The following is a 14087-nucleotide window of genomic DNA, read 5'->3' on the forward strand; positions in this document are numbered from 1 at the left end:
TCCGGCTCGCTGATCAAAGGCCGGCCGATAGGCCGCCTCGCTTTGGCTTTTGATCCTGATGTTGATCTTGATCTTGATCTACCCGCCCCTTCGGCAGGCCGAGTGGAGGTGTTCATCAGGGGGGTGGCGCGTAGCGCCGTCAGCGCAGCTGACTCCGCCGCATTGCGGCGCCCCATGATGGACGCCGGAGCGAGGGAACACCGAGCCTTAGCGAGGTGCCGTACGCTCGGGGCGAGCCTTTTGGTTACTTTTTGCTGGGCCGGCATTCCGGCGTCTGAAAAAGTGACACGCCGTAAGGGCGGAACCCTAAGTGGCCGTTACCGCAGAAACGGATATGTACACCCTCCAAAGATAGGCCGGCTGTCAGGCCGCCTTCACAAGCAGGCTCCCACAGTAGGTCGGCGCCACACACGATCTAGATCTTGAACCGCGCCACCGTCGTATGCAACGCCCCCGCCATCTCGGCCAGCTCCTGCCCGGCCGTGTTGGTATGTTGAGCGCCAAGCAAGACCTGCTCGGAAAAACTACGAATCCCGATCAGATTGCGATCCACTTCACGCGCCACCAATGCCTGCTGCTCAGTGGCGCTGGCAATCATCATGTTGCGCTCATTGATCTGTGAAATAGACCGGGTAATCTCGTCCAGGGCGTCACCCGAGCGCTGTGCGACTTCAAGAGTAGCGAGGACCAGGTTGCTGCTGCTTTGCATCGCACTGACCACATGGCCGGTGTCCAGGCGAATATTGCCGATCATCTGTTCAATTTCCTGAGTAGACACCTGAGTACGATGGGCCAACGCCCGGACCTCATCGGCGACTACCGCAAAACCTCGCCCGGCGTCGCCTGCGCGAGCCGCTTCAATCGCCGCGTTGAGGGCCAGCAGATTGGTTTGATCGGCAATACTGCGAATCACATCCAGGACCTTGCTGATATCCTGCACCCGGCCGGCCAAGTGCTGAATGCGAGCCGAGGTATCGGTCACGCCGGCAGCCAGTTCCCCTATCGAGACAACCGTTTCCTGAACTTGCTCACGACCGCGCTGGGCGGTCAGCTCGGACTCTCGGGAGGCTTCAGAAGTGCTGACCGCATTGCGCGCCACCTCGTCGACCGCTGCGGTCATCTGGTTCACTGCCGCTGCCGCTTGCTCGATTTCAAGTCCCTGCAACTGCAAATTGCTGCTGGTCTGGCTGCTGACCGCACTCAGTTCTTCGGAAGAACAGGCAACCCGATCAACCGAGGCGGCGATATGCCTGATCATCACATTCAGGTTCTGCTGCATTTCATGCATATTCATCATCAGGCTGCCGCCATCGGTTGGGCGCAGCGGCACTTGAATCGTCAGGTCACCCTGGGCGATTTGACTCAATACGCGTGCCGCAATATCTGGCTCGCCACCCAAGGGCCTGGTCACACTGCGCGTCACGATTACCGCGGCGGCGATGACCAGGGTCAGACAGAATAGAAACAACCCCAGCATGTTACGCCGGGCATCGCTGTAGAGTTCTAGCGCGACCTGTTCACGGTCGGCGAATATTTGTCCTTGCAGCGTCATCAGCCCATCCAGGCTCTTATAGACCTCAAGTTCGGCCGGAATGACTTTTTGTTTCAGCTGCGCCATTGCTTCATCGAAGGCACCTTGCCGGATCAGCGCCTGCACTTGAGTGAACGCGCCGACATAGGCCTCGCGATGCTTTTTCAGGGTTGAATAGGCGACTTTACCTTCAGGAGAAGAGAACAGCGGTTCAAGAGTTTCAAGCGCCGCCGTAATACGTTTTTTTGTGCTGTCGATAGACTGCTGCACCTGCTGGTTGTCTTTATCGATCAGCAAATCCCGGGTATTCCTGGCGTTATCGCGCACGCCTGTGGCAATGACCATGATGGGGCTGATTTTCGGCCAGTCCTGTTGGACGATAATGACCGACTGATCTTTGAGCGTTGCCAGGTCGTGCAGTGCATATAACGCCAGGCCCATCAGCGCCAGCGGTGCAATGGCAAAACCCAACAAAATGCGTTTGGCGGTACTGAGTCTGGTCATGTCAAATGCTCCCCGATTGATACCTTGATCATCATCCATGGCAACGCCTAGCCTCGTAATACAAACTGCGGAAACAACTCGCGCATGGCCGCCCATAGTTCGGCCTGCTCGGCCTGTGCGGAAATACTCGACAGATGTGGATCGAGCATCCGCGCAGTCCTGACCAGTTGCACGGCAAAGCGCTTGACGCCTAGTGCGCTCAGCCGCCGGGCCAGGATCAACAAACGCTCCGGGTCGAACAAGTGCCAATGCACCGTGGTGCGGCACTCATAGTCGACACCGCTGGCCAGCAGATACTCCAGGCTGCGCCAGTTGGCAGTGCCGCTGCCGGCGATGCGGGTGATGGTCTGGCAATCCTCAGGCAAAGCCTTGATATCGAAGCCGACCCAATCGGCCTCTGTCACGACCCTGGCAAAGCTCGCCGGTTTGATCCCGGCGCTGTGCAAGCCGATGCGAAAGCCCATCTCCCGCACTTCATCCATGGCCCCGGCCAGGCCGTCCTGCAGCGTCGGTTCACCACCGCTGAACACCACGGCGTCGAGCAAACCCTGGCGCCGCTGCAGAAACGCCAACACCCGACACCAATCCACTTCTTCGCTGCCGCGAGGCGGGATCAGTTGCGGGTTATGGCAATAGCGGCAGCGCCAGGCGCAACCCTGGCAAAACAGCACACAAGCCAGTTGGCCCGGATAGTCGAGGGTGGTCAGGGGCACCATGCCCCCGACCCGAAGCGTTCGACTCATTTGCGCCCGGCCAGTGCCGCGCTTTCAGTGAAGTGAACCCGCTCGCGGTGCTCGGACTGCTTGCCCGGATTGAACGCCGCTACCGGACGGTGATAGCCCATCACTCGGGTCCAGACTTCGCAGCGTTGACGTTGGGCCAGGGGCAGGGTTTGCGATGCATTCATGATGAAGTTCCTTGCAGTTGAGTGAAGCGGAATCAATGAGCGGTGCCGAGGTTCTGCTCACGCAGCAGCAAGACCTCGTCGCATTTGGGACAGAATTCATGTTCGCCATCGAGGTAGCCATGCACCGGACAGATGGAGAAGGTCGGCGTCACGGTCAGGTAAGGCAGGCGGAAACGGCCGAGGGCTTTGCGCACCAGTTGCTTGCAGGCCTCGGTCGAGGAAATCCGCTCGGCCATGTACAGATGCAGTACGGTGCCGCCGGTGTACTTGCATTGCAGTTCGTCCTGAAGCTCCAGCGCCTCGAAGGGATCGTCGGTGAAACCCACCGGCAGTTGCGAGGAGTTGGTGTAGTACGGGGCCTCGACGCTGCCGGCCTGGAGAATGTCGGGGTAACGCTTGCGATCTTCCTTGGCGAAGCGGTAGGTGGTGCCTTCGGCCGGAGTCGCTTCGAGGTTGTACATGTGGCCGGTTTCCTCCTGGAATCGCAGCAAGGTGGCGCGCACATGGTCCAGCAGATCCAGGGCAAATTGCCGGCCTTTCTCGGTGTGCATGCCCTGCTCGTCGCCGGTGTAATTGCGCAGCATTTCATGCATGCCGTTGAGGCCGATGGTGGAGAAATGGTTGCGCAAGGTGCCCAGGTAACGCTTGGTGTAGGGGTATAGACCGGCATCCATATGGTGCTGGATCACCTTGCGCTTGACCTCCAGGCTCTCCATCGCCAGTTCCATCAGGGTGTCCAGGCGCTTCAGCAAGCCGCTGGTGTCGCCCTTGAAGACATAGCCCAAGCGCGCGCAGTTGATGGTGACCACCCCCAGCGAGCCGGTCTGTTCCGCCGAGCCGAACAGGCCGCCGCCGCGCTTGAGCAACTCGCGCACGTCCAGTTGCAGGCGGCAGCACATCGAGCGCACCTGATTGGGTTGCAGATCGGAATTGAGGAAGTTCTGGAAATATGGCAAGCCGTAACGCGCGGTCATCTCGAACAGGCGGTCGGCGTTTTCACTGTCCCAAGGGAAGTCATGGGTAATGTTGTAGGTCGGTATCGGAAAGGTGAACACCCGCCCTTTTGCATCGCCGGCCTGCATCACTTCGATGTAGGCGCGGTTGAGCAGGTCCATTTCGACTTGCAGGTCGCCATAGGCAAACGGCATTTCCTCACCGCCAATGCTCGGAATCTGTTCGCGCAGATCCTGCGGGCAGACCCAGTCGAACGTCAGGTTGGTAAAGGGTGTCTGGGTGCCCCAGCGCGAGGGCACGTTGAGGTTATAGATGAACTCCTGGATCGCCTGGCGTACTTCCTGGTAGCTCAACTTGTCCTGACGCACGTAGGGCGCCAGATAGGTATCGAACGAGCTGAACGCCTGGGCGCCGGCCCATTCGTTTTGCAGGGTGCCGAGGAAATTCACCATCTGCCCCAGGGCGCTGCTCAGGTGTTTCGGCGGGCCGGCTTCGACACGCCCGGGGACCCCGTTCAGGCCCTCGTGCAACAGGGTGCGCAACGACCAGCCGGCACAGTAGCCGGCGAGCATGTCCAGGTCGTGCACATGCAAATCCGCCTCGCGGTGAGCCGTACCGATCGCCTCGCTGTAGACCTCGTCCAGCCAATAGTTGGCGGTGACCTTGCCCGACACGTTCAGCACCAGCCCGCCCAGGGAATAACCCTGGTTGGCATTGGCCTGGACCCGCCAGTCATCACGGTCCAGGTACTCGTTCATCGAAGTCGCCACCTCGACCATGGTCCGCCGGTCACGGCGCAAGCGCCCGTGCTGTTCGCGGTAGACAATGTAAGCGCGCATGGCGAGGAAATAGCCGGCGTCCATCAGCACCCGTTCGACCCGATCCTGGATCTGCTCGACATTCAGTCGCGCCTGCCCTTCCAAACGGGCCAGTACCGCGTCGAGCAACCCCTCGGCCTCGGGTTCGGCGAATTCGCCGGTGGCCTTGCCGGCGGCAATCAACGCCTGGCGGATCTTGTCCGCATCAAAGGCAACCAGACTGCCATCGCGCTTGTGCAAGCGGTTACACCCTACTGAGATCAGCGTGCTCTGCATTTGGTCTCCAGACACTACATATAGATGTTTTAAAAGCTATAAACACAACATGCAGTGAAGACTACGGAAAAAGTTCCGATCTGCAATTGATCGACATCAAGAATTCGCGGTCAAAAAAAGCCGCCAGCGGCGGCTTGAGGATTTCTGGCTTCACACATTCCCTCGTAGCAGCTGGCGAGCCCGCGAGCCTGCGTTCGGCTGCGAAGCAGTCGTAAAATCAGGCACTGAGGTCTTACAGGTTAACCGCGCTGATCTGATTTGCGACTGCTTCGCAGCCGAACGCAGCCTCGCGAAACTCGGCAGCTGCTACGGGACCGCGTAGCTGCCTAAACATCACCCCCCACTGACACTCATGAACCGCAAGATCTGCACCGCCCCTTCCGGGTTGAAGTCGTGGCGCAATGGCTTGCCGCGCAAGGCCTTCTGCACCGCGTTGATCAGCGGTTGGTCATCCAGCGGGTAACGACGCAGCAAGCCGCGCAAATCCAGCGAGTCTTCCTGTCCAAGGCATAGCAACAACCGCCCTTCAACGGTCATCCGTATCCGGTTGCAGCTGGCGCAGAAGTTGTGGCTGTTGGGTGAAATGAAACCGATCCGGGTATCCGGATGGCGTTCCAGGCGCACATAACGCGCAGGTCCGCCGCTGCTCTCGGTACTGTCGAGCAAGCCATGACGGCTGGCGATCAGCGCCCGCACTTCGTCACTGGAACAAAACGATTCGCCCCGGGAGCGTCCGACTTCGCCCAAGGGCATTTCTTCGATAAAGCTGATATCGATCTTTTGCTCGATGGCGTACTGCACCAAGCCCAGGACCTCATCGAAGTTGCGGCCTTTCATCACCACGCAGTTGAGTTTGATCCGCTCAAAGCCGGCACCGCGCGCTGCTTCGATGCCGCCTAGCACTTGATCGAGATCGCCGTTGCGGGTGATCGCGCGAAACTTCTGGCCATCCAGGCTATCGAGGCTGATGTTCATCCGCTTGACCCCGGCTTCGGCCAACGGCCTGGCCATGCGGCCGAGCTGCGAGCCGTTGCTGGTCATCACCAGTTCACGCAAGCCGGGCAAGGCGGCGATGTTGCGACACAGCCCGACGATACCCGGGCGGATCAGTGGCTCGCCGCCGGTCAGGCGGATCTTGCGCACGCCCAGGCCGACGAACAGTGTCGCCAGGCGCTGCAGTTCTTCGAGCGTAAGGACCTGCTGACGCGGCAGGAAGGTCATGTTTTTCGCCATGCAATACACGCAGCGAAAATCACAACGATCGGTCACCGACATCCGCAGATAATCGATCTGCCGTCCAAAACCATCCTGCATGACACTGCTCATCAGATTTCCCCGGTTGGCCTGCTGGTCACTGCACCAGCGGTGAGTCGGCGCCCTGCAAGTGGATACCGCGAATATCCGCGGCACCGATCAGGGTTTGCAGGTATTGCACCAGGGCTTTCTGCCAGACGCCCTGCTGCAACTGTGTGTGGATCGCCGTCGAGACCACCTCATAGGGCAGCGGCATGCCTTCGATGCGCTGATCGACGCTGACCACGTGCCAGCCGTAACGACTCTCCAGCGGTTTACTGGCCAGGCCCGGCGCCAGGGTAAACAGCTGACGCTCCAGTTCGGGCACAGTCTGGCCTTTGCTGATCTGCCCCAGCGAACCGCCCTGGGCCTTCGATGGACAGGCCGAATAGCTCAGCGCCAGCTGGGCGAAGCTTCCGGGAAAATCACCCAGGCGCTGCAGCAGGACTTCGGCCTGATCGTGCGCCAGGCCGCGGGCCTCGGCATCCTCCGGGTCACATTCGAGCAGAATGTGCCGAATCGCCAGCAACGGCGCACTGTGGAAGCGTGCGCGATTGTTGTCGTAGTAACGAAGACTGGTCTCCTCGTCGCACTGCGGGACCACTACCTCCTGTTCAAGTAACAAACGGGTGGCCGCTTCCTCTTCGTTCTCACCGGCAGCAATCTGCAACGACAGGCCGAGTTCGGCGATTCGCTGCTGCAACAATTCACGGATCACCAGTGCCCGGGCGGCCAGATAGACCGCCTCTTCGCGGCTTTCGGCCGGGTGATATTGCAGCTCCTGGGCCATCGCCTCAGGGGTGATCGATACCTCGTTGACGCTGATGATCGGCCACTCCTGCTCGCTGCTGGCGATCAGTTGCGCCGCAGCGCCGTCGCCAGCTGCCGCCGGTTCAACCGGCAGCGCTTCAAACTGCACTGCTCCGGCCGGCGCGATGTCGACCACGTCTGGCGCCACCGACTCGGCTTTTTTTGAAGAACCGCAGCCACCGCTGCCCCCTTTACCGCCGCCACATCCACATCCACCTGACATGATTGTCTCCTCAGATTTTCTGCCGAACGATTTGATAACGCCGTCCCAGGTACCAGATCGGTGCACTGACCATGTGTACAAGACGGGTGAAGGGGAACAGCACAAACAGGGTCAAGCCGAGAAACACGTGCAGCTTGTAGATCAAGCCGACCGGCGCGATGGCCGCCGCTGCTTCCACCGGACGCAACAGCACCGTGTTCTGCGCCCAATCAGCGAGCATCACCATTACCGAGCCGTCCATATGGGCGGTGGATGCGCCAATGGTCAGCAGACCCAGCAACAACTGCACCAGCAGTACCAGCAGCACCACAATGTCCGAAGTACTGGAGGTGGCGCGCACCCTCGGGTCGCTCAGCCGCCGGTTGACCAGCATCACCAGGCCGACCAGGCACAGCAGGCCGAAGAAGCCGCCGGAGACCATCGCCAGTAGCTGCTTGTTCTCGGTGCTGATCACATGGTGATAGATCGACGCAGGGGTCAGCAGGCCGACGAAGTGCCCGGCCAGCACGAACAACACACCGATATGGAAGAAGTTGCTCGCCACGCGCATCCCGCGCTGGTTGAGCATCTGGCTGGAGCCAGCCTTCCAGGTGTACTGCGACAGATCGAAGCGCGCCCAGCTGCCGATCAGGCAAACCGCCAGGGCAACGTAGGGATAGACCCCGAATAACAACAGATTCCATTTAGACATTACCTACCTCCTTGGCTGGCACGGCGGCCGGCCCTTCTTGCTGAAAATCCACCCAGTGCAACGGCACCGGGCTTTCCTCGCGGGCCTTGCCCGGGGCGCTTGGCAGTGAACTGCAACGGTCCTGCTGTTCGGCCTGGAGAAAGTCCACGGCCTCCTCTTCCCAGATCTTGTCGAGGGCTTCGAGGGAGTCGTCGCGAGGTTCCGCCGCGACCTGCGCACGCAGATCGGCCACCGCCTGATGAGGCTCGGCCCCGGCAATTTGCAGCAGTGCCCGGAAGCAGCTGGCATAAGCGCTCTCGCGCTCCTCCAGACGTGCCGCGAGCAACGCCAGCAGATGCGAAACATCCGCCAGGCCCTCACGGGCCTCGAGGTCTTCGCGGGTGGAGAGGTACTCCAGGTACAGCGGGATATAGTCCGGCAGCTCTTTGACGCCGATGGCAAACCCGGCCTCTTCGTATTGCGCCATCATGTCGACCATGGCCTGGCCACGGTCGCGGGATTCGCCGTGGACATGCTCGAACAGCAGCAGCGACAGCGAGCGCCCGCGGCCGAACAGCGCACCGTAGTGCTCCTGCCCGTCCATCAGGTCATTGCCGCAGATCAGCTCGAGCAGCTCAAACAGCGCACCACGCTGCGTGGGGCTGATTTCCCGGGACTGGATAATCGCCTGCTCCAGTTCGTCACGGCCGGCGACCAAAGTCTCGGTCGGATAATCGAGCAGCAGCGAAATCACTTTGAGAATGCGCATGCTCATTCCTCCCACACTTTGACGGTTTTCGCGATGTCGCGGCGGTTGGCCTTCTTGGCGCCGAACATGTTGTCGTCGGAGCTGCCGCTACAGCCGCTGCCGAAACTGAAACCGCAGCCCGAGCGTTCGGCAAAGGCGTCGCTCATGGCGTCTTCACGGTGGGCGCTGGGCACCACGAAACGGTCTTCGTAGTTGGCGATCGCCAGGTAGCGATACATCTCTTCGACCTGGACCACGCTCAAGCCGACATCCTCCAGCACTTGCAGATCCTGGACGCCGTCGACTTGCTGGGAACGTTTGTAGGCACGCATTGCCAGCAAGCGTTTGAGCGCACGTTTCACCGGCTTTTCATCGCCCGCGGTCAGCAGGTTGGCCAGATAACGCAGCGGAATCCGCAGGCTGTCGACATCCGGGATCACCCCGTTCATGCCCACGGTACCGGCGGTGGCGGCGTTCTGGATCGGTGACAGTGGCGGCACGTACCAGACCATTGGCAAGGTGCGGTATTCCGGGTGCAGCGGCAGTGCCAGCTTCCAGTCCACCGCCATTTTGTAGACCGGCGAACGTTGTGCGGAATCGATCACCGACTGCGGTACACCGTCGGCCAGGGCCTGGCGAATCACTTCCGGGTCATTTGGATCGAGGAAGATCTCCAGTTGTTTCTCGTACAGATCCTGCTCGTTGGGGGTGCTCGCCACTTCGCTGATGCGGTCGGCGTCATACAGCAGCACACCGAGGTAGCGAATTCGACCGACACAGGTTTCCGCGCAGACAGTCGGCATCCCGGCTTCGATACGTGGGTAGCAGAAAATGCACTTCTCGGATTTGCCGCTTTTCCAGTTGAAGTAGATCTTCTTGTACGGGCAGCCGCTGATGCACATCCGCCAGCCGCGGCATTTCTCTTGGTCGATCAGGACAATCCCGTCTTCCTCGCGCTTGTAGATCGCCCCGCTCGGGCAGGCCGCTGCGCAGGTAGGGTTGAGGCAGTGCTCGCACAGCCGCGGCAAATACATCATGAAAGTATTTTCATACTCGCCGTAGATGTCGGCCTGGATTTTGTCGAAGTTCTTGTCCTTGCGGCGCTTGGCGAATTCGGTGCCGAGGATTTCTTCCCAGTTCGGGCCCCACTCGATTTTTTCCATGCGCTTGCCGGAGATCAGCGAACGCGGGCGCGCGGTCGGTTGGTGTTCGCCCAGCGGTGCGGTGTGCAGATGCTGGTAGTCGAAGTCGAACGGTTCGTAGTAATCGTCGAGACTCGGCAGGTCCGGGTTGGCGAAAATATTCGCCAACACGCGGAATTTGCCGCCAATGCGTGGGTTGATCGTGCCGTTGGCATTGCGGATCCAGCCGCCTTTCCACTTGTCCTGGTTTTCCCATTCTTTCGGGTAACCGATCCCGGGCTTCGACTCGACGTTGTTGAACCAGGCGTATTCCATGCCTTCGCGGCTGGTCCAGACGTTCTTGCAGGTGATTGAGCAAGTGTGGCAACCGATGCACTTGTCCAGGTTCAGAACCATGCCGATTTGTGAGCGAATCTTCATCTCAGTTCTCCTCAATATCAGTCGGCAGGGGACGCGGCAGGTCATCGCCACTGGAACCATCCAGCCAATCGACTTTGGACATTTTGCGCACCACGACGAATTCATCGCGGTTGCAACCGACCGTGCCGTAATAGTTGAAACCGTAGGCTTGCTGGGCGTAGCCGCCGATCATGTGGGTCGGCTTGAGCACCACCCGGGTGACCGAGTTGTGGTGGCCGCCACGGGTCTTGGTGGTTTCCGAACCGGGCACGTTCACGATCCGTTCCTGGGCGTGGTACATCATCACCATGCCATCCTTGACCCGCTGGCTGACCACCGCCCGGGCGGTCAGCGCGCCGTTGACGTTGAAGCACTCGATCCAGTCGTTGTCTTCGATGCCGGCGCTTTTCGCGTCGTTCTCCGAGAGCCAGACAATCGGCCCGCCACGGCTGAGGGTGAGCATCAGCAGGTTGTCGCTGTAGGTGCTGTGGATGCCCCATTTCTGGTGCGGGGTGATCCAGTTCAGGACGATTTCCTTGTGGCCGTTGCTGCGCTTGCCTTTCACCCCTTCGATGGTGCGGGTGTTGACCGGCGGCCGATAACTCATCAGCTGCTCGCCGAACGCCTGCATCCATGGGTGATCCTGGTAGAACTGCTGGCGACCGGTGATGGTGCGCCATGGGATCCCTTCGTGAACGTTGGTGTAGCCGGCGTTGTAGCTGACGTGATCGTCTTCCAGACCCGACCAGGTCGGGCTGGAAATGATCTTGCGCGGCTGTGCCTGGATGTCGCGGAAACGAATCGCTTCGTGGGCCTTGGACAGCGCCAGGTGGCTGTGGTCGATGCCGGTGAATTCCGACAGCGCGGCCCAGGCCTTGACGGCGACCTGGCCGTTGGTTTCCGGCGCCAGGGACAGAATCACTTCAGCGGCGTCGATTGCCGTGTCGATTTTCGGCCGACCCTGGCTGATACCGGCGTCGCCTTCTTTGTGATTGAGCTCACCGAGGAACTTCACTTCATCGTCGGTGTTCCAGTTGATGCCCTTGCCACCGTTGCCGTGTTTTTCCAGCAATGGCCCAAGCGAGGAAAACTGCTTGTAGATGTTCGGGTAGTCACGTTCCACCACGTGCAGGTTCGGCGCGTTCTTGCCCGGCTCCGGTGCCACGCCGGCGCTTTTCCAGTCGGTGCCACCAAATGGCTGAGCCAGTTCGCCGATGCTGTCGTGCATCAACGGGATGGTCACCAGATCCTTCTCCACTCCCAGGTGCCCGACCGCCATGCTCGAAAACGCCTTGGCGATGCCTTTGTAGATTTCCCAGTCGGAGCGCGATTCCCAGGCCGGGTCGATGGCCGCCGACAAGGGGTGAATGAACGGGTGCATGTCCGAGGTGTTCATGTCGTCTTTTTCGTACCAGGTCGCCGTCGGCAACACGATGTCGGAATAGACGCAGGTCGAGGACATGCGGAAGTCCAGCGTGGTGACCAGATCGAGCTTGCCAATGGCGCCCTCGTCCACCCATTCGGCTTCTTCGGGTTTGCAGTCACCGACCTTGCCGATGTCTTCGTTCATTACACCGTTCTTGGTGCCGAGCAGGTACTTGAGCATGTACTCGTGGCCTTTGCCCGAGGAGCCCAGCAGGTTGGAACGCCAGATAAACATGTTGCGCGGGAAGTTCACCGGGCTGTCCGGCTGTTCGCAGGAGAAGCGCAGGGAACCGTCCTGCAGCGACTTGACCACGTAGTCCTTGGGGTCCATGCCGGCGGCTGCGGCATCGCGACAGATATGCAGCGGGTTGGTATTGAGTTGCGGTGCGCTGGGCAACCAGCCGGCGCGTTCGGCGCGGATGTTGTAGTCCAGGGCATGCTCGGGGAACTGGCTTTTATCGGCCAGTGGCGAGAGCACGTCGTGCATGCTCATCTTCTCGTGGCGCCATTGCGAACTGTGGGCGTAGAAGAAGCTGGTGCCGTTCATTTGACGGGGCGGACGGTTCCAGTCCAGGCCGAACGCCAGGGGCAGCCAGCCGCATTGCGGACGGAGTTTTTCCTGGCCGACATAGTGCGCCCAACCACCACCGGTCTGGCCGACACACCCGCAGAGCATGAGCATGTTGATCAGCCCGCGGTAGTTCATGTCCATGTGGTACCAGTGATTCATCGCCGCGCCGACGATGATCATCGAGCGACCCTTGGTCTTGTCGGCGTTATCAGCGAACTCACGGGCGATCTGGATGGCTTTCTCGCGGCTGACGCCGGTGATCTGTTCCTGCCAGGCCGGGGTCCCGGGTACGCTGGCGTCGTTGTAATCCTTGGCGACGTTAGCGCCACCCAGGCCGCGATCGATCGCCAGGTTGGCAGCCGACAGGTCGAACACGGTGGCGACTTTCGCCACGCTGCCGTCGGCCAGCACCACGTTGTGCACCGGCACACGTCGGTATTGCACGGCCTCGCCAGCGACGTGCTGGAAGTGCTCGTGGGACTCGCCGGCAAAATACGGGAACGCCACTTCGGCGACGTCGTCACCGATCAGGCTCAGCTTCAGATCGATCTCGCGGCCTTCGCCACCTTCACGGGGAAGGATGTTCCACTTGCCCTTCTCGCCCCAGCGATAACCGATGGAGCCCTGGGGTGAAACCAGCTCACCACTGACATCCAGGGCGATGGTTTTCCATTCCGGGTTGTTTTCCTGGCCGAGGTTGTCGGTCAGGTCCGAGGCGCGCAGGAACCGGTCCGGCTGGTAACCGGCACCGGGTGCCACGTCGACCATTTGCTTGAGCAGCACCAGCACTGGCAAGTCGGTGAAGCGCTTGGCGTAGTCGGTGAAATAGGCGCTCGGTTTGTCCAGGTGGAATTCTTTGAAAATTACATGGTTGAACGCCTGGGCCAGCGCCGCATCGGTGCCTTGCTTGGGGTTCAGCCACAGATCGGTGAGCTTGGCCACTTCCGAATAGTCCGGAGTGATGGCGACGGTCTTGGTGCCCTTGTAGCGGACTTCGGTGAAAAAGTGTGCGTCCGGGGTCCGGGTCTGCGGAACGTTGGAGCCCCAGGCAATGATGTAGTTGGAGTTGTACCAGTCGGCCGATTCCGGCACGTCGGTCTGCTCGCCCCAGACCATCGGCGAGGCCGGTGGCAAGTCGCAGTACCAGTCGTAGAAACTCAGGCAGGCGCCGCCGATCAGCGACAGGTAACGCGAACCCGCGGCGTAGCTGACCATCGACATGGCCGGAATCGGCGAGAAGCCGACGATCCGGTCAGGGCCGTATTGCTTGATGGTGTAGACGTTGGAAGCGGCGATGATCTCGTTGACTTCTTCCCAGTTGGAACGAATGAAGCCACCCATGCCGCGCTTGCTTTTATAGGAGTCGGCCTTGACCTTGTCCTCGACGATGCTGGCCCAGGCTTCCACCGGTGCCATGGTCTGCCGCGCGTCGCGCCAGAGCTTGAGCAACGGCTTGCGGATTTTCGGGTACTTGAGCCGGTTGGCGCTGTAGATGTACCAGCTGTAGCTGGCACCACGCGGACAGCCACGGGGCTCATGGTTAGGCAAATCGTTACGGGTACGCGGGTAGTCGGTCTGCTGGGTTTCCCAGGTAATCAGACCGTTCTTGACGTAGATTTTCCAGGAGCAGGAGCCGGTGCAGTTCACCCCGTGGGTGGAACGCACGATCTTGTCGTACTGCCAGCGGGAACGGTAAACGTTCTCCCAATCGCGGGACTCTTTGCGGGTTTCTCCATGACCTTCGGAGAACTCGCCTTGCTTGCGATTGAAAAACCGCAACTGATCCAGTAAATGACTCACGGTGTATACCTCTCAG

General features: G+C 60.3%; 10 protein-coding genes. All 10 read right to left on the reverse strand.

Going from position 1 to position 14087, the window contains the following annotated elements:
- Positions 1-415: 415 nt before the first annotated feature.
- Positions 416-2035, reverse strand: a complete 1620-nt coding sequence (locus tag F8N85_RS15840) for a methyl-accepting chemotaxis protein (protein ID WP_150804500.1) — start codon at positions 2033-2035, stop codon at positions 416-418.
- Positions 2036-2082: 47 nt separating this feature from the next.
- On the reverse strand, positions 2083-2778 hold the full coding sequence (locus F8N85_RS15845; RefSeq protein ID WP_224795695.1) for an anaerobic ribonucleoside-triphosphate reductase activating protein: 696 nt from the start codon (positions 2776-2778) through the stop codon (positions 2083-2085).
- Positions 2775-2942, reverse strand: coding sequence for an anaerobic ribonucleoside-triphosphate reductase (gene nrdD / locus F8N85_RS35460; protein ID WP_150804501.1), 168 nt, complete (start codon positions 2940-2942; stop codon positions 2775-2777). The genes F8N85_RS15845 and nrdD overlap by 4 nt, the downstream gene beginning before the upstream one ends.
- 32 nt (positions 2943-2974) lie before the next feature.
- Complete coding sequence (locus F8N85_RS15855; RefSeq protein WP_150804502.1) at positions 2975-4990, reverse strand: ribonucleoside triphosphate reductase; 2016 nt, start codon at positions 4988-4990, stop codon at positions 2975-2977.
- 333 nt (positions 4991-5323) lie between these two features.
- The gene (moaA, locus tag F8N85_RS15860; protein WP_150804503.1) at positions 5324-6316 is read right to left on the reverse strand and encodes a GTP 3',8-cyclase MoaA; all 993 of its coding nucleotides are present in this window, start codon (positions 6314-6316) and stop codon (positions 5324-5326) included.
- A gap of 25 nt (positions 6317-6341) precedes the next feature.
- Positions 6342-7316, reverse strand: a complete 975-nt coding sequence (locus tag F8N85_RS15865) for a peptidylprolyl isomerase (protein WP_150804504.1) — start codon at positions 7314-7316, stop codon at positions 6342-6344.
- A 10-nt stretch (positions 7317-7326) separates the two neighbouring features.
- The gene (gene narI / locus F8N85_RS15870; RefSeq protein WP_150804505.1) at positions 7327-8007 is read right to left on the reverse strand and encodes a respiratory nitrate reductase subunit gamma; all 681 of its coding nucleotides are present in this window, start codon (positions 8005-8007) and stop codon (positions 7327-7329) included.
- The gene (gene narJ, locus F8N85_RS15875) at positions 8000-8755 is read right to left on the reverse strand and encodes a nitrate reductase molybdenum cofactor assembly chaperone (protein WP_150804506.1); all 756 of its coding nucleotides are present in this window, start codon (positions 8753-8755) and stop codon (positions 8000-8002) included. The genes narI and narJ overlap by 8 nt, the downstream gene beginning before the upstream one ends.
- Positions 8756-8757: 2 nt before the next feature.
- The gene (gene narH / locus F8N85_RS15880; RefSeq protein WP_150804507.1) at positions 8758-10296 is read right to left on the reverse strand and encodes a nitrate reductase subunit beta; all 1539 of its coding nucleotides are present in this window, start codon (positions 10294-10296) and stop codon (positions 8758-8760) included.
- Position 10297: 1 nt separating this feature from the next.
- Positions 10298-14071, reverse strand: a complete 3774-nt coding sequence (locus F8N85_RS15885) for a nitrate reductase subunit alpha (protein WP_150804508.1) — start codon at positions 14069-14071, stop codon at positions 10298-10300.
- Between the last annotated feature and the right edge of the window lie 16 nt (positions 14072-14087).

Source organism: Pseudomonas fluorescens (genome assembly GCF_902497875.1).
GTDB classification, from domain to species: domain Bacteria; phylum Pseudomonadota; class Gammaproteobacteria; order Pseudomonadales; family Pseudomonadaceae; genus Aquipseudomonas; species Aquipseudomonas fluorescens_BR.